The organism is Geobacillus sp. WSUCF1 (assembly GCF_000422025.1).
GTDB classification, from domain to species: Bacteria; Bacillota; Bacilli; order Bacillales; family Anoxybacillaceae; genus Geobacillus; species Geobacillus zalihae.
Map to the genome: position 1 here is coordinate 1 of NZ_ATCO01000068.1, position 21,821 is coordinate 21,821.

Consider the following 21,821-nt stretch of genomic DNA (forward strand, 5'->3'; position numbering starts at 1 on the left):
GTCCGCCGCTGACCGAATCAAGGCAAGCCCCAATCCGGTCCGCTCGACTTGCATGTATTAGGCACGCCGCCAGCGTTCGTCCTGAGCCAGGATCAAACTCTCCAAAAGAAAGTTGATTGGCTTTTGCTTCGGCGCCTAGCTCTCTGCTGCCAAATCACCTTCCCCCTCAGGGTGCAAGCACCCTCCGGGTGAAGTACATTTGGCTTCGGGAGCTAATCTCGGCGCCTCAGCTTTTCTATCGCGCTTCGTTTCGTTCAGTTTTCAAGGAACGAGCTTATCCTTTATTCGCATTTGCTTTATTGAGACATCCATTATCTCAAAAGCGACTCTTATAATATATCATCCCTTTTTGTTTATGTCAATATGTTTTTTGTTTTTTCGCCGCATTGAAGCGGCTTTACCAATATAGCATCTCCATTTTGATGTGTCAACAGTTTATTCAAGATTTTTTCTTTCGGCCCCAAACTCCCTTATTCACATTTCTTCCATTCTCTCGCTAACATCCCGTACACAACATGGTCGACAAAATGATCGTAAAGCCACTCCGCATCTCGAATCGTCCCTTCATTCGTAAATCCCAGCCGTTCAGGAATCGCTCTGCTCCGGCGATTTTCTGTTGCACAGCGGATTTCGACACGATTCATCCCCTGCTCAACGAACAAATAGTCGATGCACGCCTTGCACGCTTTCGTCATCAGCCCTATTCCTTGAAACGATTCGCCAAGCCAGTAGCCTATGCTCGTTTTTCGATTCACTCGATCCATATAATGAATTCCGATCACACCAGCCAATTGGCCACGATGCCAAATTCCTGCCTCAAAACCATTGCCAGCAGCAAACTTCTGCAATCCTTGAAAGATAAACGTCTTCGAATCCGCTGCTGTTTGGGTTGAATCCACCCATGGGAGCCATTGACGCAAATGCGGGCGGCAGGAGTCAATCAACGCAAAAAGCGATTCCGCATCTTCCATTGTGAGCAACTTTAGCCATGAATGTTCCTCTAAGCGATGGATAAACATCGTTCATTCCCCTTTCATCATTTTTCTCATTATAGCATATCAACCTAAACACGCCAGTCGTCCGCCAATCCCTTCTTGGCAAATAAAAAAAGACTGTTCCCATGACGGCAAACCCGCCTTAGGAACAGTCCTCCGATCCTCTCTATTCCCGCAAAAAGACGAAGTAGCAGATAAAGACGACAAATAGCACATACAACAGCGGATGAACATCTTTGCCGCGGCCTTTTAAAATCATCGTGATCGGGTAGAAGATGAATCCAACGGCAATCCCAGTGGCGATGCTGTAGGAAAGTGGCATCGTGATGAGCGTGAAGAACGCCGGCACGGCGACTTCGAACTTTTTCCAGTCAATTTCGCCGATCGACGAAGCCATCAACACCCCGACGATGATGAGCGCTGGTGCGGTGACCGGTGCGGTAATGACGCTCAGGAGCGGGGAGAAGAACAGCGCCAGCAAGAACAAAATCCCCGTCACAACGGCCGAAAACCCAGAGCGTCCTCCGGCGGCGACGCCGGCTGACGATTCGATGTACGATGTCGTCGTCGATGTGCCAAACACCGCCCCCACCATCACTGCTGTCGCATCGACAAGCAGCGCTTTGCCGGCGCGCGGCAGTTTGTTGTTTTTCAGCAGTCCGGCTTGGTTGGCGACAGCTAGAAGCGTCCCTGTCGCATCGAAAAAGTCGACAATAAAGAACGTTAAGACAACGCCGAGCATTTTCCACGAGAAAATGTCCGGCAAATGCTTGATCGCTACACCGAAGGTTGGCGAAATATCCGGAATCGCGCCGACAATTTGATGCGGCACTTTGATCAATCCGAAAATCATGCCGACAATCGCGGTAATGACCATGCCGTAAAAGACGCCGCCGTTTACTTTTCTTACCATCAAAACAACAGTAATGAACAATCCAAAAATGGCCAACAGTGTATTGCCGTCTTTCAATGAACTTAATCCAACGAGCGTTGCTTTGTTATCGACAATAATTCCAGCGTTTTGCAAGCCGATGAACGTGATGAACAGGCCAATTCCGGCGCTGACTGCATATTTCAGTTCAACGGGAATGGCATCGATAATTTTTTCCCGAATGCCGGTGAGCGATAAAATCGTAAAAATGATGCCGGAAACAAACACCCCTGCCAGCGCTGTTTGCCACGGAATGCCCATATGCAGCACGACGGTGAAGGCGAAAAAGGCATTCAGCCCCATCCCAGGCGCCAAGGCGATTGGATAGCGGGCCAACACTCCCATCAAAATCGATCCGTACGCCGCTGCCAAAGCCGTGGCGACAAACACGGCGCCTTGGTCAATGCGCAGTTCGTCAGGAAAATCTTTCACAGCCCCTAACGACAAGGTAAATGGGTTGACGAACAAAATGTACGCCATCGACAAAAACGTCGTCAGCCCGGCGATAATCTCCGTTCGATAGTTCGTGCCGAGCTCATCAAACTGGAAGTACTTTCTCACGTCTGCCCCCTCCTATACATAAAATAAAAAACGCTTCTAGCAGCTACCAGAAGCGTTGACTAGGAAGGAATGACGAACAGAGAGAGGACAAACAAGCACTCTCCGATCCCGCATCCCTCGTAGTCAAGCTATTTACGGTAGCTTGGTAGAAACTCCCGAGCCATATTCCCGGGATTATACGACGGAATTCAACAATATTCATGATTCCACGGCTATTGTATCAGCCTGAAGATGACCTGTCAAGAAAAAAAGACGAACATTTCTTTGGAAATGTCCGTCTTTTGTTCGTTTTTATTCCCACTCGATCGTTGCCGGAGGCTTGCTTGTAATATCGTAGACGACGCGGTTGACATGCGGCACCTCATTGACGATGCGCGTTGAAATCCGCTCGAGCACATCCCACGGGATGCGGGCCCAATCGGCGGTCATCCCGTCGATCGAGGTCACCGCGCGGATGGCGACCGTATAATCGTACGTGCGGGCATCCCCCATCACCCCAACGCTGCGAATGTCGGGAAGGACGGTAAAGTATTGCCAAATTTCGCGGTCCAACCCAGCTTTTTTCACTTCTTCGCGCAAAATGGCGTCTGATTCGCGAACGATTTCCAATTTTTCTTCCGTCACTTCTCCAAGAACACGGATGCCAAGCCCTGGCCCCGGGAACGGCTGCCGCCAGACGATTTCGTCTGGGATTCCTAGTTGCGTGCCGAGTGCACGCACTTCGTCTTTAAACAGCGTATTGAGCGGTTCGATCAGTTCGAATTTCATATCTTCCGGCAAACCGCCGACATTATGATGCGATTTGATCGTTTGCGCCGTCGCCGTGCCGCTTTCGATAATGTCGGTATAGAGCGTGCCTTGCACTAAAAATTCAATGCCTTCAAGCTTGGCCGCCTCGTCGTCAAATACGTAAATAAACTCGTTGCCGATGATTTTCCGCTTTTGTTCCGGGTCCGTAACCCCTTTGAGTTTCGCCAAAAAGCGGTCTTTCGCATCAACTTTAATGACATTCATTTGGAACTGCTCACGGAACGTCTTCATGACGCTTTCGGCTTCACCTTTGCGCAAAAGGCCATGGTCGACGAAAATACAAGTAAGTTGATCGCCAATGGCGCGGTGCACCAAAACGGCAGCAACCGACGAATCGACTCCGCCGCTTAAGGCGCACAGCACTTTTTTTCCGCCCACTTGTTCACGGATGCGGCGCACCTGCTCATCAATAAAGTTTTCCATCGTCCAGTCGCCCCGGCAGCCGCACACCTCAAAGACAAATTTCTTCAATAGATCATTGCCGTAGACCGAGTGGCGCACTTCGGGATGAAACTGCACTCCATACCACTTCCGCCGTTCATCGCTCATCGCAGCAATCGGGCACGAAGGGCTCGTCGCATCGACAGCGAAACCAGCCGGCGGAGCGGTCACCAAATCGCCGTGGCTCATCCAAACGACTTGCTCGTCCGGCAAACCATGAAAAAGCAAAGAATCGTTTTTCACTTGGATGAGCGCTTTGCCGTATTCACGGTGCGTCGCTTTTTCCACCTTACCTCCTAAATGGTGCGCCATCAGCTGCATCCCGTAGCAAATCCCTAAAATCGGCAGCCCCAGCTCAAAAATCGCTGGGTCGCATGTAAACGCTCGTTCATCATACACGCTGTTTGGACCGCCCGAGAAAATGATTCCTTTGGCGTTCAGCGCACGAATTTCCTCAGCACGGATCGTGTGCGGATGCAGTTCGCTGTAGACACCAAACTCTCGGATGCGGCGGGTAATCAGCTGGTTATATTGACTGCCAAAGTCCAAGACGACGATCATTTCTTGGTTCATGTTTTCCACCCCGTCAAAAAAATAACGCTGCCATTGCCCAAAACATGGATGAAGGCAGAATAGCAGCGTCTTCTGCCTTCATAGTCGGGCCGTTTACGGCGGCCCGGTAGAGACGCGCAAGCCATATTCTTGCGCTTATATGAAGGGCTTTCGTCTATCCGTATGCAAATTTGAGTTCATTCTATCAACTTGCCAGCATACGGTCAAGAGATCGTCCTTTTTATTAAATTTTCCCACAATTCCACCGCTTCACGGACATTGGCTTCCTTGATTCCCGTTCCGTATACGGCGCGTTCATATAGTTTCGTCAACCGATTCATTTCATCTGTTTCAAACAGGCGATCCACTTCGGCGGCGTATTGACGCAGCGTTTCATGCGGCCGACGCTTAAGTCCATAATCTTGCAAATGGCGAAGAAGCGCCCCGTACGCAGAAATGAGCCAGGCGGCCCCATCGAGTTTCCGGCGGCGGAACCGAAACAGCGTAAAGCGCGGCCACCATTTCCGCCTTGTCGCATAGGCCGCTCCGCCCAACACGGCCAACACGACCAGCGTGGTCAACCCCATTTTCCACGACCAAACATCCGCCAGCTTCTCCCACCAATGCTCCCCCTGTGCCGTCGAAGGTTGCTCAAGTAATTGATCGAGCGGCACACGCGGCGTTTCCCGTTCTTCCGGCTGCAGCTGTGTTCTGGCTCCTCTGGATTCGAAGCGGCAAGCGAGAACGCATATGGATTGACAAACCCTTGCGTCGGTTCAAATGGCACCCAGCCGATGCCTTCAAAATACACTTCGACCCATGAATGGGCGTCGTTGTTGCGCACTTCATAAACCGATTGCCCGTCTTGTTCCCCAACCAACCGTCCGGATGTGTACCCTTTCACCCAGCGCGCTGGAATGCCCAGTGTGCGGACGAGCACCGCCATCGAGGTGGAAAAATTGTCGCAATACCCTTGCTTCGTCTCAAATAAAAACTGGTCGACGTAATCTTGATCAGGCCCGGGAACAGCGACGTCCGTCGTTTCGTACGTGTATCCGTTCAGATGGAAGTATTGCTCGATCGCTTTTACCTTGTCGTACACGGTTTCTTTTCCATCAGTAATTTGCTTCGCCAACTCGCGAACCCGCTGCGGAAGCGTCTCTGGCAATTGCGTATAACGTTTCAAAAAGGGCGGGTCTTGGACAGGAGGCGCGGCGCGCAATGCCTCAATCGGAAAATCTGGCTCCATATACGTCAGCATATACTGACGGATCGGAAGCGCGTTGGCGTTTTGATCGCTCGTATAAATTTTTTCCGTCGCCATATGCATGCGGTAGACGATATGGTCAGACGTTTGCACCTGTTGCAAGCCGAGCGGATAGACGAGATGAAACGCCTGGTCTTGGCGGGTGATTTCCGCCGTCTGCTCGACCGTCTTGACTTTGTCGCTCCACCATTCATACCTAATCAGCTCACCGTTTCCAAACGACTGGACTTGTTCGCTTTGAAACGCTTCCCACCCTTTTCCCGTGTAAATGTCTTTCGTTTCGACGCGCCAATAATGACGGCCTTGGTCTTTGGCAATGAAAACGACGGCATCATCAGCAATAAACGGCCCGCCGAGGCGGGAATCATTTTGCCCATATCCCACTTTTGCCACACCAGGAGAAGGTGAGTCATCGTTCGTTTCTTCCGGCTGGGCGTGATAGCTGCGGATAAACGCCACCGGATCCGGCCATTGCGGCGGCAGCTTCGGACCCGCATACCCAACCGCAAGAGCGACGGCAGGAATGAATAGAGCGGCCGCCCGCCACTTTCCGATGCGAAAAGACGGCGCTTTTGCCTGCAGCTCTTCGCCCTGGAGCCAAACGAAGGCAAAAAAGCCGAGCGCAACAAGACGAAGGATCGCCCCGTTGCCGCTATATGGCAGAAACGTATCAAGCACAGCGATATACCCAACTGTCAACGCGTATGGGACAAACCACCGATTCCGCCGTACAATAAGCCAATGCAACAGGAACGAAACGGCCCATAACAGCAGAAAAAAGACAAAGGTGCGCAGCGCATCACCCGGCATAGAAGACCGGTCGCCCAACAACCAGACGGTGCTATCCCGCCAAAGTGCATGAGGCAAAGCGGCGATCGAAGCAAAAGAAAATAGACGAGAAAGCGCCCACCATATATAAACCATTTTCCCGAGCGCGGAAAGCCATATGGGAACACGGAGCAAATGAAGTCCGAAACAAAGGGCGACAAATGATACAAACACGCCTATATGCGCTGTATCGGTGACGGCCTCTAACGGCCAAAGCCATTCCGTGAGCAGCCAAGCGGCTAGGGCGTTAGACAGCACGGTAGATAACATGTTTGCCCCTAACGGTCTCATCCGTCTCCTCCTCCTTGCCGGACGGTTTGCAACGCCTGCGGGTCAATGCGCGATACGTACACTCCGCTGCGGCGAAGCCTGTCCGCCCAATTCCGCTCATCCTCTCCCCATTCACGGTTGACAACATACAGAACAATATGGCGTTTTGGCGCCATTGCTCGCAGCTGCCCGGCCAACTGGGCGGACAACGCGGACGTCACAATGATGCAACCAGCAGCCGTCCTCCAGTTCGCCTCCTCAGCTAAAACATGCGCGAGCGGCTCTTGGCCGCCGACGTCCACTTCCGCCAACCGGAGAAGAATCGACTGCCACTGTCCGTCATGGCGGCGCGGCGCTAAGAAAGAACGCTCTTTTCCAGCAACGAGCATCCCGACCGGCACCCCTTCATCTATCAACGCCTTCGATACGGAAGCCGCTAACGTGACAAGCTCCTCAAACCATGGAGACGCGGCGCCGTCGAGCACAACGATCCAATCGTCATTGCGCTGTTCATCAAACTCTTTGGTCATCAGTTCCTGTCTGCGCGCTGACGCCTTCCAATGCACCCACGACATTTTGTCCCCAGGCACGTATTCACGGGCGCCGGCCGCCACGGCCATATCGCGGCGATAGGCAAGCGTGCGCGCAGCTTTTCCTTGGGCAAACCATTCGCGCACCATCTCAGGCGGCCATTCGATATAACGTGGATAGACGATGACCGTGCACGGGGCATAAAACGATGCCGTTTTGTTCACCCAGCCAAAGACATCGCGCGCTTCCAAGCGAACAGCTTCCAATTGATGACGGCCGCGCGGCAAGGAAAGCGGCCATGTACAAGAAAGATGGCGGCGAAACGGCCAAGCAATCGCAATCATCTCTCCTCCGTGCTTCCACCCTTCCTCAGCAACAGCAAGCGCCGCCAGCGGAACCGCCCACGGCAACTCGATACGAACCATCACCGGAATCGATTCACCCGCATGGTAGCGCCGCGCCGGCACGGTTCGAATCACCGCAGCGCGTCTGAGCGGATACAAGGCGACGGCAAACGCATGCAGTCCAAACGGCAAAAAGCTGTAAAACAAAAACCAGCTGACAAATCCACCTTGAAACATGGCGTAGGAAAACAAGATTGCGGTCAACAGCAACAATCCAATAAGCGGGAGCCAACGCCTCCCCTTCTTCATTCGCTTCGCGTTCATCGCTTTTATCTCCGCCCTTGCACCGGCACCGGCGTACGGGAAACAAGCTGACTGACGACCATTTCAGCATCAAGCTTGTCCCATTTCGCTTCCGGGCGAATAAGCAGGCGATGAGCCAGCACATAGGGAGCAAGGTGCTGCACATCATCGGGGATGACAAAATCGCGGCCATGGATGAACGCGTACGCTTGCGCCGCCTTCATCAAAGCGACGGACCCGCGCGGCTGACGCCTAAATAGACCGCTTCATGCTGACGGCTTTGCTGGATAAGATCGACGATATATCGTTTCACGGTATCGCTCACATGCACGTCGGCTACCTTTCGTTGCAACGCAAGCAATTCATCAAGCGACATCACCGGGCCGATCTCCGCCAGCGGTGCCGTCTTTTCTAGACGGTTTAACATTTCGATTTCCTCATCGGGAGACGGATAGCCCATGTGCAGTTTCACTAAAAACCGGTCAAGCTGGGCCTCGGGGAGCGGATACGTTCCTTCATATTCAATCGGATTTTGCGTCGCCATCACCAAAAACGGCTGCGGCAGCGCCCGGGTGACGCCGTCAACAGTCACGCTTCCTTCTTCCATCGCTTCCAGGAGCGCCGATTGCGTTTTCGGAGACGTCCGGTTGATCTCGTCCGCGAGCACGATGTGGGCGACAATCGGTCCGGGTTTATACTCAAATTGCTGTGTTTTCGGATTGTAGACGGAAACGCCGATCACATCGCTCGGCAGCAAATCCGGCGTAAACTGAATGCGCTTCAGCTCCACGTTGAACGATTTCGCCAGCGCACGCACAAGCATCGTCTTGCCGACGCCCGGCACATCTTCAAGCAACACATGGCCCTTGGCCAACAGCGCCGTTAAACTGAGCACAATGACATTGCGTTTTCCGACAATGACTTGTTCAATATTGCGGACAACTTGCTCAAGCGGGGAAAGCAACGGTTCGTTGATCGTCATGACATCAAACTCCTTTTATGGTGATCAATGGGACTTTTAGGAGTAGGCACTATCTAGTTTCTACTATTAATATAATATCGAATATACACAACTTTTGGAATGGATTTGCAACAAAGGGGAGAAGGAGAAAAAAGGGAGAAGTCAAAAATGAAAACGCCCATCCCACGGAAGCGGGATGAGCGCTTTTCCCTTAAATCATTTTCTCCGGTCTCACCCATTCCTCGTACTGTTCCGCCGTCACATAGCCTGTTTTCAACGCCGCTTCCTTGAGCGTCAACCCTTCGCGATGGGCGAGCTTCGCGATTTCCGCCGCCCGGTCGTAGCCGATACGCGGGCTCAACGCCGTCACGAGCATGAGTGAGCGGTCCACGTATTCTTTCATTTTCGCTTCGTTCGCCTCCAGCCCTTGGGCGCACCGTTCATCAAACGAGTGGATCACATCGCCGAGCAGCTGCACGGACTGAATGGCGTTATAGGCGATGACCGGCTTGAACACATTTAATTGGAAGTTGCCTTGGCTCGCCGCAAAGCCGATCGTGGCGTCATTGCCGAACACTTGCACAGCGACCATCGTCATCGCTTCGCTTTGCGTTGGATTCACTTTCCCCGGCATGATCGAGCTTCCGGGTTCATTGGCTGGAATCGTGATCTCCCCGAGCCCGGAGCGCGGCCCGCTCGCCAGCCAGCGGATATCGTTGGCGATTTTCATCAAATCGGCGGCGAGCGCTTTCAACGCTCCGTGGACATACACGATCTCATCATGGCTTGTCAGCGCATGGAATTTATTGGTTGACGAACGGAACGGATAACCCGTCTGCGTTTTTAGCTGCTCGGCCACTTGCTCGCCAAATCCCGGCGGCGCATTGATTCCGGTGCCAACCGCCGTGCCGCCGATCGCCAAATCAAGCAGCTTCTCACTCGCCTCCATGATCATCGCCTTGCTTTTCTCAAGCATCGCCCGCCAACCGGAAATCTCCTGCCCAAATGTGAGCGGCGTCGCGTCTTGCAAGTGGGTGCGCCCGATTTTGATCGTCTTCCCATATTGGCGTTCTTTGGTCGCGAATGTCCCGATCAAGCCATCAAGCGCTGGCAGGAGGTGCGTTTGGATCTTCGTGAAGATCGCGATATGCATCACAGTTGGGAATGTGTCGTTCGAGCTTTGCGACATGTTCACATCATCGTTCGGGTGAATGCGCCCTTCCCCCTCATCCAGCAGCTCGCTCGCCCGTCTCGCCACGACTTCATTGACGTTCATGTTCGTCTGCGTCCCGCTTCCCGTCTGCCAGACGACGAGCGGGAAATGCTCATCCCATTGGCCCGCCAAAATTTCCTCGCACGCGGCGACAATTGCCCGCTGCTTCGCTTCGCTCAACTTCCCGGCTCGGTGGTTGACGATGGCCGCCGCTTTTTTCAGCTCGGCATACGCATAGATCAATTCCAACGGCATTGTTTCCGTGCCGATGTGAAAGTTTTGCCGGCTTCGCTCCGTCTGCGCCCCCCAGTACTTATCAGCCGGCACCTGCACCTCACCGAGCGAATCGCGTTCAATCCGCACGTTCATTCCATTCTCCTCCTTTGGATATCGCCTTTCCATTTCTAATTTTACCCAAAATCACAATCGACAATGAAACAAATGAGCAGGCAAAACGTCTAACTGAGAAAGGGGGAAACGACATGAAAAATAGATGGCTATGGCTCCTCATCGCTGTATGGCTGTCCGGTTGCCAATCGGGCGACATCCAACCGCCTGACTTACGATTGGCCGTCGACGGAGAGACAATCGACCACCGCCTCGGAACATATACATGGTCAACAGGCGGCCGCGGAGTCGTGGCCGACGCTGCCGCCCCGCCGCTGCTCGTGAAAAACATGAATCCCCATCCGGTTGCCCCTGGGGCAAAATTACACCTCCAATTTGACGACCGCCCGTTGACGATCGAAGCGGGTGTATGGAACGGCGGAGATGCCGACTGGCGCCCGGTGCAAAACGGAATCATTACTCTTCCGGAAAAGAAAGGGGCATACATTTATGCCATTCACGCCTCTTGGAAAAAAGGGGATGCGATTTATGCGTTTTTCATTGAGGTGCGATAACTAGCACAGCGGAGGAAAAGGTGCAATAGAATAGCGATATGAGGGAGAAACAACAGCTGCCCTTCACCCGATCAGCGGCTGTAAGAACACCTGGCTGAGGCATATATAGTCAAAAAGAAAAAGAACACCGGGGAACTCCCCCGGTGCTCCAAGGCTTTTGCGGCGAGATTACATCATGCCGCCCATGTCTGGCATGTTGTTGTTGCCTTTGTTTTCTTCCGGTTTGTCGGCAACGACCGCTTCTGTCGTCAAGACCATGGCGGCGACAGAGGCAGCGTTTTGCAGCGCCGAACGAGTGACTTTCGTCGGGTCCACGATGCCAGCTTCGATCATGTCGACCCATTCACCTGTTGCCGCGTTGAAGCCGATGCCCGGTTTTTCGTTTTTCAGGCGCTCAACGATGATCGAGCCTTCCAGACCAGCGTTTTGCGCGATTTGACGAACCGGTTCTTCGATTGCGCGCAAGACGATTTTCACGCCGGTTGCTTCATCGCCTTCCGCTTCGATGGCCGCGACTTTGCTGTAGACATTCATCAATGCCGTACCGCCGCCAGCGACAATGCCTTCTTCAACAGCCGCACGAGTCGAGTTGAGCGCGTCTTCGATGCGCAGTTTGCGTTCTTTCAATTCCGTTTCTGTCGCTGCGCCCACTTTGATGACCGCTACGCCGCCAGCGAGTTTCGCCAAGCGTTCTTGCAGTTTTTCGCGGTCGAATTCCGAAGTCGTTTCTTCAAGCTGCGCACGGATTTGGTTGATGCGCGCTTTGATGCGATCCGAATCGCCAGCGCCTTCGACGATCGTCGTCGTTTCTTTCGTAACAACAACTTTCGACGCACGGCCGAGCGAAGCGATCGTGGTCGATTTCAGTTCGCGGCCGAGCTCTTCGGAGATGACTTCACCGCCCGTTAAAATCGCGATGTCTTCGAGCATCGCTTTGCGGCGGTCACCGAAGCCAGGCGCTTTGACAGCTACCGCATTGAACGTGCCGCGCAGTTTGTTGACAACAAGCGTTGCCAATGCTTCGCCTTCGACATCTTCAGCGATGATCAAGAGCGGACGGCCTTGTTGCACGACTTGCTCAAGAACAGGCAACAGTTCTTGGATGCTCGATACTTTTTTGTCCGTAATCAAGATGTACGGATTTTCGAGAACGGCTTCCATTTTTTCTGTATCCGTAATCATGTACGGCGAAACGTAACCGCGGTCGAATTGCATCCCTTCGACAACGTCGAGTTCCGTCGTGAAGCCTTTCGATTCTTCGAGCGTGATGACGCCATCGTTGCCGACGCGTTCCATTGCTTCAGCGATCAATTGACCGACTTCTTCGTCAGCAGCCGAAATCGCAGCCACTTGGGCGATCGACTCTTTCCCTTTGATCGGTTTGGAGATGGCTTTTAATTCTTCAACCGCAACGGCAACCGCTTTTTCAATCCCGCGGCGGATGCCCATCGGATTGGCACCAGCAGCCACGTTTTTCAAGCCTTCGCGGATCATCGCTTGAGCCAATACCGTAGCGGTTGTTGTACCGTCCCCAGCGATGTCGTTCGTTTTGCTGGCGACTTCAGCGACCAATTTCGCGCCCATGTTTTCAAACGGGTCTTCGAGTTCGATTTCTTTCGCGATTGTTACCCCGTCATTCGTGATGAGCGGCGAACCGAATTTTTTCTCCAATACGACGTTGCGGCCTTTCGGACCTAATGTGACTTTCACTGCGTCTGCAAGTTTGTCCACCCCGCGCAACATCGCACGGCGCGCTTCTTCGCTGAACTTGATTTGTTTTGCCATACCCCGTTACCTCCTTATGAAATTGTTGGACTGCGTGCCACAAGTTAAGTATCCGATTCAATACCCAGTATGTTTTCGGAATGTTTATGTGATGAACGCATATATTAGCGGATGACAGCCAAAATATCGCTTTCGCGCAAAATTAAGTATTCTTTGCCGTCGTATTTCACTTCTGTGCCCGCATATTTCGAGAAGATAATGCGGTCGCCAACTTCGACTTCCGGCGCGATGCGTTGGCCGTTATCGAGCACGCGGCCTGCACCGACAGCGACAACGCGGCCTTCTTGCGGTTTTTCTTTCGCCGTATCCGGCAGCACAATGCCGCTCGCCGTTTTTTCTTCTGTTTCCACGACTTCAATGACAATGCGATCGCCTAATGGCTTCAACACGGGAAACGACCTCCTTAACGATAGTTTTCGCCGTTCTTATTAGCACTCATCACTATCGAGTGCTAACACACTTATAATATTAATGAACTTCTTTCCGTTTTGCAAGTAGGAAATGCAAAAAAATAACTGTTTTTCTCTCCTAAAGAAGAAAGAGCAAAAGGAGCCGGTTGTTTTGCCTCTACTCCCCATCCGCGCGGAGCTCATTTTCATTATTTCACATTCCTCGGACTGATAAACGGCTCCGATTCATTTTTTTGCGGCGGTGAAGTGGGATGCGAGGATGCAGTTTTCTTACTATTTTCGCCATACATGTGCTACAATACGGATATAATTTGAAATAAAAGGGGTAGAGGGTTTGAAACGCAACCACTGGTACGTCATCATCACGTATATCGTCATGCAGCTGTCCGCCTTTGTCGGCGTGCCGCTTCTTCGCGCCCTCGGCGTCGGCCAAGGAACGGAAAGCCGCCTCGAAGCCGCCAAACTGGCTTCCGGGTATTGGGCGATCATTAGTTTCCTGCTCGCTTTTGTCATTATCCTATGGCTGCTCCGCGGTGACCGCAACGAACGAATGATGCGGCGGCTGCCGCTTGGTTCCTCGTGGATGTGGGCGGTCTTGGGCGTCTTTTTGGCGCTCACGGCGCAAAGCATCGCCGCCAACATCGAATGGCGGTTGCTCGGCATCAAACCAGGGTCGGAAAATACAAGGCAAATCATCGATATCATCCGCCTGACGCCGCTGCTTATCGTCGTCACCTCCATCATCGGCCCGATTTTGGAGGAGATCATCTTTCGCAAAATCATTTTTGGCTCGCTTTATGAAAAATACAACTTTTGGTTGGCGGCGCTTGTTAGTTCGCTTTTGTTTGCCATTGTCCATATGGAGCCGGAACATTTGCTTCTGTACACATCCATGGGGATGGTATTCGCGTTTTTATACGCGAAAACCGGACGCATTTTCGTGCCGATTTTCGCCCATGTCGCCATGAATACGTTCGTCGTCGCCATGCAGACGCTGTTGGCCGACGAGATTGAGAACATGATGCGCCAGTCCGAGCTGCCGCTCGCCGTTTGGAGGGTTTGGCTATGATGCGAAACCCTCAGCTGTTTTCGCTTCCGTATTTCGTCTTAGGCTCAATGTTTACGTATTTGGCCATCGAAAGTGCTCATGAAACGGTTTGGAACGTCTCCACCATCGCTTTAGCGGCGCTCGCTGCCTTTGATTTCGGCACCGCCCTTCGCCTTCTTTTCGCCTCAAAACGCTGACCCCTTCCCGTGATTCGGACGGGAAGGGACCAGAACATCAGTCTCATGACGGCGATCATATCGTGAAAATGGAAACAAAAAACAAGAGGCCGGCCTCAAAGTCCTGTGTTGCGGCTTTTGAGACGGCCCCTTCGTTTGGCCCGGCCTTGCTCGCTTTCCTCTCAATGTTTTTCGTCCCGCCTCACTCATTGCCTTCCTCCTCGGCTGCTCGCTGCGCTTTCCGATAGCCGATGCGCGCCACCCAAATGCTTCCTTCATACAAAATGGTGAGCGGAATCATGACGATCACTTGCGACAGCACATCCGGCGGCGTAATGACCGCCGCTAAAATAAGCAGCGCCAAATACGCATACTTGCGGATGCGAACAAGAAGCTGCGGCGTAATAAGCCTAAGCGGGTGAAAAACAACACGACGATCGGCAGCTGAAACACGATGCCAAACGGCAGCACGAGCTGAAGCAAAAACTGAAAATATTCATTAATGCCGATCATTTGTTGAACCCCTAGTTGGTCAGCCAGCTGGCTCATAAATCGAACGACAAACGGAAACAAGACGAAATAAGCGAAGCTGACGCCTGCTAAAAAAAGAACGATCGACGCCGGGATATAGCTTAACGTCACTTTCCGCTCTTTTTCATACAGACCGGGGCTGACAAACGCCCAAATTTGATACAACAGCACCGGAGCCGACAGTACAGCCGCGATGACAAAGGCAAACTGAAAATACACTTTAATCGGATCGGTGAGGCGGAAGGCGTTCATGGTCAAATGCTTCGCCTCGGCCGTTCGCTGCAAATACAAAATGACATCATCGACAAAAAAGAAACTAACGACAAGCGCCGCAGCAAAAAAGATGAGCACGATGATGAGCCGTTTTCGCAGTTCACCCAGATGCTCATACACCGACATTTCTTTGTCATTCATTGTTTCCCCATCCTGCCTTGTCATCGGTCGGTTTTCGTTTCTTCGTCATCAGCGAGCCCTTTTGTGGCGTCTTTAAACTCGCGAAGCGACTGGCCGAACGACCGCCCCAACTCCGGCAGCTTTTTCGTGCCAAACAGCAACAAAATCACAGCAACGAGCAACAAATATTTCATGTGTTGTTCTCTCCTTTTTACGATGGCGATGGATAGTTTTTCAAAAAATAGACGAGCGACTGCAGCTCAATGGCTAAATCGATATGATGGACGCGAATATGGTTCGGCACGTTCAACCGCGCCGGAGTAAAGTTTAAAATGCCTTTAATTCCTTGCGCGACAAGGCGGTCGGTCAGCGCTTGAGCCGCGGCGGCCGGCACGGTTAAAATGGCGACCGGGATGTTTTCGTGAAGCCGCTCCTCCAACTCATCGAGATGATAGACCGGCACCCCGCCGACTGTCGTCCCTACTTTCCGCTCATCGACATCAAACGCCATCACGATTTTCGTATTGTTGTTTTTCGAAAAATTATAGTTTAAAAAGGCGGTGCCTAAATTGCCGACGCCAAACAAGGCGACTTCGGTCACCTCATCCTCTTCAAGCGTCCGGCGGAAAAACGACAACAAATAATTGACATTATACCCGTATCCCTTTTTGCCAAGCGCGCCAAAATAGGAGAAATCACGGCGGATCGTCGCCGGATCGACTTTCACCGCCTCGCTCAACTCGGCAGAGGAGACGCGTTGCTTGCCGGAAGCGTGCAAGTTTTTCAAAAACCGATAGTAAAGCGGCAGCCGTTTGGCGGTTGCCTGCGGAATTTTCGGTTGTTCGTTGCTCATGATCTCATCCCCTAGCTAATCGGTTTTCCGTCGGTAATGGCCAGACTTCCCGCCCGTTTTTTCGACCAAATACGTCGGACCGATGACCATTCCTTTATCAAGCGCCTTGCACATATCGTACACTGTCAACGCACAGACCGAAGCGGCCGTCAGCGCTTCCATTTCCACTCCTGTGCTCCCTTTCGTTTTCACCGTTGCCGTGATGACGAGCTTATGCGCTTCTCCATCGTTTTCCCAAGCAAAAGCAATGTCCACACCCTTTAACATAAGCGGGTGACACATTGGAATAAGGTCAGCTGTCTTCTTCGCCGCCATCACCCCCGCCACTTGAGCGACGGCGAGCACATCCCCTTTCTCGATCGCATTGCTCGTCATTTTTTCGTAAATTTCCCGGCTGACAGTCACGCTCGTTTGCGCCACAGCCACTCGCACAGTATCTTCTTTGTGCGTAATATCAACCATTTTCGCGCGCCCTTGTTCATTGAAATGAGTGAACGATGACAATACAATCTCCTCCATTTATACACTATACACGATTTTTCATCATTCGTCTTTGACCGTTTTCGCGACTTGCGTTAAACTATTCGCGAGGTGACGGACATGATCATTTTGCAAGTGCACGGGCTCACGAAATATTTCGGCGCTGACCTTATTTTATCGAATATAAAACTAGAAATACAGTCCCGCGACCGAATCGCCCTTGTCGGCCGCAACGGAGCGGGAAAATCGACATTGTTGAAAATCATCGCCGGTGAACTCTCTTTCGACAGCGGCAAAATCATCAAACCAAACCATATCAAAATCGGCTATTTGGCGCAAAACAGCGGGCTCGACTCGCCGCGTTCCATTTGGGACGAAATGCTTGAGGTATTCACCCCGCTTCTAGGACTCGAAAAACAGCTCGCCGAACTCAGCATGCAACTCGGCGACCCGGACGTACTCGCCGATCCCGCTCGCTATGAAAAAACGCTGAAAATGTATGACGAGCTGCAAGAACAATACAAAGAACAAGGCGGCTACCAATACGAAGCCGACATCCGCTCCGTTTTGCACGGGCTGCAGTTTTCCTCATATGATTATAAAACTACGCCGGTCTCGTCGTTAAGCGGCGGACAGCGGACGCGGCTTGCCCTTGGGAAATTGCTGTTGTCCAAGCCGGATTTATTGATTTTGGACGAGCCGACGAACCATTTGGATCTTGAGACGCTTGCCTGGCTGGAGCAGTACTTGCAAGCCTATCCCGGTGCCGTCCTGGTTGTTTCCCACGACCGCTACTTTTTAGACAAAATCGTCACCGACGTATACGAACTGTCGAATGCCACGCTCAAACACTATGCCGGCAACTACAGCCGCTATTTGGAGTTGCGGGCCGAGCAATACGAACAAGAGTTAAGACGGTACGAGAAACAGCAAGAAGAAATCGCCCGACTCCAAGACTTCATCCAGCGCAACATCGCACGTGCCTCGACGGCCAAACGGGCGCAAAGCCGGCGAAAGCAACTGGAAAAAATAGAACGGCTCGAACGGCCTGTCGGCGATGAAAAATCAGCCTCCTTTTCGTTCTCGATCGATCGACCGAGCGGCTATGAAGTGCTCACCGCTGAAGACATAGCCGTTGGCTATGACGACGGTGCACCCATCATCCGCCAAATCAGCTTCCGCATCACGCGCGGCGAAAGCGTCGCCCTAGTCGGGCCGAACGGCATCGGCAAGTCGACATTGCTGAAGGCGATCGCCCGAAAACTCCCTATCCAAACAGGAGAGCTCCGCTACGGCGCAAACGTCCAAATCGGCTATTACGATCAAGACCAAGCTGATTTGTCATCGAACAAACGGGTGCTTGACGAGCTGTGGGACGCCTACCCCGAAAAGACGGAAAAAGAAATTCGCACCGTGCTCGGCAACTTCCTGTTTTCCGGCGATGACGTTTTAAAACCGGTCTCCGCTTTAAGCGGCGGGGAGAAAGCACGCCTTTCGCTCGCCAAGCTGATGCTGCAAAAAGCAAATGTCCTTCTTTTGGACGAACCGACAAACCATCTCGACCTTGACAGCAAAGAAGTGCTCGAGCAAGCGCTCATCGACTACCCGGGAACGATTTTGTTCGTTTCCCACGACCGCTATTTCATCAACCGAATCGCAACAAAGGTGTTTGAACTTTCCAGCGGAGGCCTAACGGAATACTTAGGCGACTATGATTACTACATCGCCAAAAAAGAAGAAATGCGCGAATTGGCGCTCCTGAACGTCCGCCCGACAGAAACGGCAAGTGATTCTGCCAAAACGACATACGAGCAAGAAAAAGAGGAAAAAAAAACGACGGCGCCAGCGCCAACGCCGCTTGGATGAAATCGAAGCCGAGATTGCAGCGCTTGAAGCACAAATCGCTGAGATCGAGCAAAAACTTTGTGATCCATCCGTTTACGGCGACTATGAGACGATGCAACGATTGACGCAAGAAAACGACGAGCGGAAGCAGCGAGTCGAAACGTTATTGGCCGAATGGGAACAGCTTTATACTTCACTATAACCGACAACCCGCCTCTAGTTTCGGCGGGTTGTTCTTTAGTTAGTCACATTATCCACAAAAGAATCCACAATTTCCACCATGGAATATAAGTTATTCACCAACTTTTCCACATTATCCACAAAAAACATCTTCCTTTTGCACAAAAATCGCTGTGTATTGTTTTTCTTATGTTGATCATGTTTTACCGCTTTTTCCACATTGTCCACAGATTTGTGGATAAAAATATACACAAACTTTTTTCACATGAAAACAAAAAGGACGATCCGTTTGCCTGCCGCAAACGGATCGCCCTTCGGTGTCTTTCGCGTTTCAGCCAACTGCCTAGACAAGCGGCAAGCTTGGATTGGCGTTGAGCGCCAAATCAGCCCGCTTTCCTTGTTGATATAACACTGTTCCCGCAACGGCAATCATCGCAGCATTATCGGTGCATAGCGATAACGGCGGGATGACAAGCTCCACATCGGGGAGCTCTTTCATTTTATCCTGCAGTGCAGCCCGCAGCCCGCGGTTGGCCGCCACCCCCCCGGCGAGCAGCACTTGCCGTACGCGGTATTCTTTGGCGGCCTGCACCGTTTTCGTCACCAGCACATCGACGACGCTGGCCTGAAAGCTCGCGGCCATCTGTCTCGGATCGATCTCCTCGCCGCGCTGCTTCGCGTTGTGGAGCGCATTGAGAACCGCCGATTTTAAGCCGCTGAAGCTGAAATCATACGAACCTTCCTCAAGCCACGCTCGCGGCAAATCAATCACTGGCTCTCCCTCATGAGCCAGCCGGTCGATGTGCGGTCCTCCTGGGTACGGAAGGCCTAAAGCCCGCGCCACCTTGTCATACGCCTCACCGGCAGCGTCATCGCGCGTTTCACCGATCACCGCAAAATTCCCATGCTCCTTCATGAACACGAGTTCCGTATGACCACCGGAAACGACGAGCGCCAACAGCGGAAACTTCATTTCAGCCACTAATTGATTGGCGTAAATATGACCGGCGATATGATGCACCCCAATAAGCGGCAATCCATGGGCAAACGCTAACGCTTTCGCCGCGTTGACCCCGACAAGAAGCGCTCCGACAAGCCCCGGTCCGGCCGTCACCGCCACCGCATCAAGGCCCGCAAACGATACGCCGGCCTGCTGCATCGCTTCTTCAATAACGAGCGTAATTTGCTCCACATGATGGCGGGAAGCAATTTCCGGCACGACGCCGCCAAACCGCCGATGGCTTTCCATTTGCGACGCCACTACATTCGATAAAACCTCTCTTCCGTTTTTCACGACTGCTGCCGCCGTTTCATCGCAGCTCGTTTCAATGCCTAATACATATACGTCCTCATTCATCTCAGCTTCACCCACATGACTAACGCGTCTTCAAAGTTATCCGGATAATACCGTTTGCGAATGCCTCCGTTGCGAAACCCTAGCTTTCGGTACAGCGACTGGGCAACATGATTGGACACGCGCACCTCAAGCGTCATCGTCGCCGCCCCGTGCTGCCTGGCCATGTCCATCAAGCGCCGCATGAGCGCTTCACCAAGCTTTTGCCCACGAAACTGCGGCAACACGGCTACATTCGTCACATGCGCCTCATCGATGACAAGCCACATCCCACCATACCCGATGATCCGCCCGTTGTACACCATGACGATATATTTGGCGTAGCGGTTGTACATGAGCTCGTTGTAAAACGATTCACGGCTCCAAGGCGAAGTAAACGATGCCCGCTCGACTTGCACGACTTCATCAATGTCATGAATGGTCATTGGCCGAAATTGAACATTGATCCCCATCGTTCTGTTCCCCTTTTTGTTTCGCGAGCCATTTCGCCTCCGCCTCGGCAAGGCGGAGGTAGTTCGGCACAAACACATGGGCGTTCTCGCGCTCTTTTTGTTTGCCTAGCATCACCAACTCGCTCGGACGCGGCAACGCCAAAGACGACGGAGCCACGTGAACCCGTTCGCCTAAATGACTTCGAAACAAATCACGATATAGCGGTGCATCCGCACCAATGAACAATACATCCTCTTCCCGCTCGCTCAACCGACGCGCCCACTCATCCGCCGCCACAATCCGATCCTCCTCAAGGCAGCGGAGCGCACCGCCTTCGTAGCGATAAAGCCCGGTGTAAATTTGTCCGCGCCGTGCGTCAAACAGCGGAACGATCACCCCAGGAAAATAACGGCCATTGGCGGCGAGCACCTCAAGGCTCGACACTCCGGCGATCGGAATACCGAGCGACCAGGCAAGCGTTTTCGCAATCGTCACGCCGATCCGCACCCCGGTATACGACCCCGGCCCTTTCGCTACAACGATTAAATCGAGATCTTTTGGAGCAACGTCACATCGTCGAAGCAACAACTCAATGGCTGGCATCGCCCGGGATGAATGGTCTTTTTTCACATTGGTGATGAATTCCCCTTTCACGACATCACCATCTACCAACGCAATGCCAAGCGGCATATTCGATGTATCAATTCCCAATACTTTCATGACGGAAAAATCTCCTTGCACAACTGTTCATAACGCTCCCCCGACGGCTCAAAGTGAAGCAACCGCTCATCGCCGCCACGATGAAACAAGAAAACGGTCAGCCGTTCCTCAGGCAACTGGCCGGCGATCAAATGCGCCCATTCAACAACCGTGACGCCATCGCCAGCAAAATATTCGTCAAATCCAAGATCTTCCCATTCATCTTCAAGTCGGTATACATCCATATGATAAAGCGGAAGCCGACCATCATATTGCTTAATAATGGTAAACGTCGGGCTATTGACCGTTTGCGTAATGCCCAGCCCTTCAGCAAGACCTTTCGTAAACGTCGTCTTTCCCGCCCCGAGATCACCTTCTAATGCGATGACCATTCCCCGCTCAAGATGTTCCGCCAGCCGGCGGGCCACCGACTTCGTTTCTTCCGGAGAATGCACCAAAATTTCAATTTTTTTCATTTTGTTCTACCTTATCCCCTTTTATCATCTTCACTCTTGCTTTTGAAATTGTATCATATCCGAACATCTTGCCGCCACTTCCAAAACGAAAAATAGGCATAGGAGAAAAGGAAAAACAAAAAGGACGATCCCGCGCAGCCTTTTGGCTCGCTGACAGATCGCCCTGTTGCGCAATCGCCCCTAAAAAGAAAAAGGGAATGAGGCGTGTCGAAACTCCCTGGTGAATGAAGCTGCCTAGCAGCGACCTACT

General features: G+C 52.3%; 20 protein-coding genes, 1 rRNA gene, 3 pseudogenes and 2 riboswitches. Of the genes and pseudogenes, 4 read left to right on the forward strand and 20 right to left on the reverse strand.

Translation table 11 applies throughout. The annotated features are described in order from the left end of the window. From I656_RS0115410 to fumC, 9 genes and pseudogenes are all read right to left on the reverse strand, one after another. Positions 1-108, reverse strand: a 16S ribosomal RNA gene (locus tag I656_RS0115410); the annotation flags it as partial. A gap of 362 nt (positions 109-470) precedes the next feature. Then, the gene (locus tag I656_RS08915; RefSeq protein ID WP_020754860.1) at positions 471-1,019 is read right to left on the reverse strand and encodes a GNAT family N-acetyltransferase; all 549 of its coding nucleotides are present in this window, start codon (positions 1,017-1,019) and stop codon (positions 471-473) included. Positions 1,020-1,161: 142 nt separating this feature from the next. Then, complete coding sequence (locus tag I656_RS08910; protein ID WP_011229764.1) at positions 1,162-2,487, reverse strand: NCS2 family permease; 1,326 nt, start codon at positions 2,485-2,487, stop codon at positions 1,162-1,164. A 100-nt stretch (positions 2,488-2,587) separates the two neighbouring features. Next, positions 2,588-2,689, reverse strand: a riboswitch (purine riboswitch). Positions 2,690-2,778: 89 nt separating this feature from the next. Then, positions 2,779-4,311: a glutamine-hydrolyzing GMP synthase gene (gene guaA / locus I656_RS08905; RefSeq protein WP_015373805.1), complete on the reverse strand. Its 1,533-nt coding sequence runs from the start codon at positions 4,309-4,311 to the stop codon at positions 2,779-2,781. A gap of 61 nt (positions 4,312-4,372) precedes the next feature. Continuing rightward, a riboswitch (purine riboswitch) is annotated at positions 4,373-4,474 on the reverse strand. Between the two features lie 40 nt (positions 4,475-4,514). Next, on the reverse strand, positions 4,515-4,871 hold the full coding sequence (locus I656_RS19140; protein ID WP_235048617.1) for a DUF4129 domain-containing protein: 357 nt from the start codon (positions 4,869-4,871) through the stop codon (positions 4,515-4,517). Beyond that, a complete protein-coding gene (locus I656_RS08900) occupies positions 4,868-6,676 on the reverse strand; it encodes a DUF3488 and transglutaminase-like domain-containing protein (protein ID WP_020754863.1) in 1,809 nt (602 codons plus the stop codon). The genes I656_RS19140 and I656_RS08900 overlap by 4 nt, the downstream gene beginning before the upstream one ends. Further along, positions 6,673-7,854, reverse strand: coding sequence for a DUF58 domain-containing protein (locus I656_RS08895; RefSeq protein ID WP_020754864.1), 1,182 nt, complete (start codon positions 7,852-7,854; stop codon positions 6,673-6,675). The genes I656_RS08900 and I656_RS08895 overlap by 4 nt, the downstream gene beginning before the upstream one ends. Positions 7,855-7,859: 5 nt before the next feature. Continuing rightward, a pseudogene (locus tag I656_RS0115415) lies at positions 7,860-8,815 on the reverse strand (AAA family ATPase). Between the two features lie 190 nt (positions 8,816-9,005). Then, positions 9,006-10,376 (reverse strand): class II fumarate hydratase, encoded by a 1,371-nt coding sequence (gene fumC / locus I656_RS08890; RefSeq protein ID WP_033005457.1) that lies wholly within the window; start codon positions 10,374-10,376, stop codon positions 9,006-9,008. Positions 10,377-10,489: 113 nt separating this feature from the next. On the opposite strand from fumC, the gene I656_RS08885 reads away from it, so the two are divergent. Then, the gene (locus I656_RS08885) at positions 10,490-10,909 is read left to right on the forward strand and encodes a hypothetical protein (protein ID WP_015373799.1); all 420 of its coding nucleotides are present in this window, start codon (positions 10,490-10,492) and stop codon (positions 10,907-10,909) included. Between the two features lie 168 nt (positions 10,910-11,077). On the opposite strand, the gene groL is transcribed toward I656_RS08885, so the two are convergent. Both groL and groES read right to left on the reverse strand, forming a co-directional pair. Next, positions 11,078-12,694 (reverse strand): chaperonin GroEL, encoded by a 1,617-nt coding sequence (gene groL / locus I656_RS08880; protein WP_020754869.1) that lies wholly within the window; start codon positions 12,692-12,694, stop codon positions 11,078-11,080. Between the two features lie 104 nt (positions 12,695-12,798). Beyond that, on the reverse strand, positions 12,799-13,083 hold the full coding sequence (gene groES, locus I656_RS08875; protein WP_013144057.1) for a co-chaperone GroES: 285 nt from the start codon (positions 13,081-13,083) through the stop codon (positions 12,799-12,801). A 355-nt stretch (positions 13,084-13,438) separates the two neighbouring features. Here groES and I656_RS08870 point away from each other — a divergent pair, with 355 nt between their 5' ends. Then, on the forward strand, positions 13,439-14,173 hold the full coding sequence (locus tag I656_RS08870) for a CPBP family intramembrane glutamic endopeptidase (protein ID WP_020754871.1): 735 nt from the start codon (positions 13,439-13,441) through the stop codon (positions 14,171-14,173). After that, a complete protein-coding gene (locus I656_RS08865) occupies positions 14,170-14,349 on the forward strand; it encodes a YdiK family protein (RefSeq protein ID WP_013144055.1) in 180 nt (59 codons plus the stop codon). Before I656_RS08870 ends, I656_RS08865 begins: the two co-directional genes overlap by 4 nt. Positions 14,350-14,530: 181 nt before the next feature. On the opposite strand, the pseudogene tatC reads toward I656_RS08865, so the two are convergent. The 4 genes and pseudogenes from tatC to moaC all read right to left on the reverse strand — a co-directional run bounded on the left by tatC (position 14,531) and on the right by moaC (position 16,609). Further along, positions 14,531-15,297 (reverse strand): annotated as a pseudogene (gene tatC / locus I656_RS0115420) (twin-arginine translocase subunit TatC). Then, on the reverse strand, positions 15,294-15,446 hold the full coding sequence (gene tatA / locus I656_RS08860; protein WP_013144052.1) for a twin-arginine translocase TatA/TatE family subunit: 153 nt from the start codon (positions 15,444-15,446) through the stop codon (positions 15,294-15,296). Before tatA ends, tatC begins: the two are co-directional and overlap by 4 nt. Positions 15,447-15,463: 17 nt before the next feature. After that, positions 15,464-16,105 carry a redox-sensing transcriptional repressor Rex gene (locus I656_RS08855; protein WP_013144051.1) on the reverse strand — a complete coding sequence of 214 codons (642 nt, stop codon included), beginning with the start codon at positions 16,103-16,105 and terminating at the stop codon, positions 15,464-15,466. A 15-nt stretch (positions 16,106-16,120) separates the two neighbouring features. After that, positions 16,121-16,609, reverse strand: a complete 489-nt coding sequence (moaC, locus tag I656_RS08850; RefSeq protein ID WP_011229750.1) for a cyclic pyranopterin monophosphate synthase MoaC — start codon at positions 16,607-16,609, stop codon at positions 16,121-16,123. Between the two features lie 96 nt (positions 16,610-16,705). Here moaC and I656_RS08845 point away from each other — a divergent pair. Continuing rightward, a pseudogene (locus I656_RS08845) lies at positions 16,706-18,632 on the forward strand (ABC-F family ATP-binding cassette domain-containing protein). A gap of 321 nt (positions 18,633-18,953) precedes the next feature. Here the strand turns inward: I656_RS08845 and tsaD are convergent. From tsaD to I656_RS18625, 5 genes are all read right to left on the reverse strand, one after another. Next, entirely contained in the window at positions 18,954-19,967 is a 1,014-nt protein-coding gene (tsaD, locus tag I656_RS08835) for a tRNA (adenosine(37)-N6)-threonylcarbamoyltransferase complex transferase subunit TsaD (RefSeq protein WP_013144049.1), read from the reverse strand. Beyond that, entirely contained in the window at positions 19,964-20,416 is a 453-nt protein-coding gene (gene rimI, locus I656_RS08830; RefSeq protein WP_011229747.1) for a ribosomal protein S18-alanine N-acetyltransferase, read from the reverse strand. The genes tsaD and rimI overlap by 4 nt, the downstream gene beginning before the upstream one ends. Continuing rightward, positions 20,376-21,116, reverse strand: coding sequence for a tRNA (adenosine(37)-N6)-threonylcarbamoyltransferase complex dimerization subunit type 1 TsaB (gene tsaB / locus I656_RS08825; RefSeq protein WP_015373795.1), 741 nt, complete (start codon positions 21,114-21,116; stop codon positions 20,376-20,378). The genes rimI and tsaB overlap by 41 nt, the downstream gene beginning before the upstream one ends. After that, positions 21,113-21,571, reverse strand: a complete 459-nt coding sequence (gene tsaE / locus I656_RS08820) for a tRNA (adenosine(37)-N6)-threonylcarbamoyltransferase complex ATPase subunit type 1 TsaE (RefSeq protein WP_020754880.1) — start codon at positions 21,569-21,571, stop codon at positions 21,113-21,115. Before tsaE ends, tsaB begins: the two co-directional genes overlap by 4 nt. Then, the coding region (locus I656_RS18625; RefSeq protein WP_164832318.1) for a hypothetical protein at positions 21,558-21,821 on the reverse strand (264 nt) is incomplete at its 5' end. The genes I656_RS18625 and tsaE, both read right to left, overlap by 14 nt.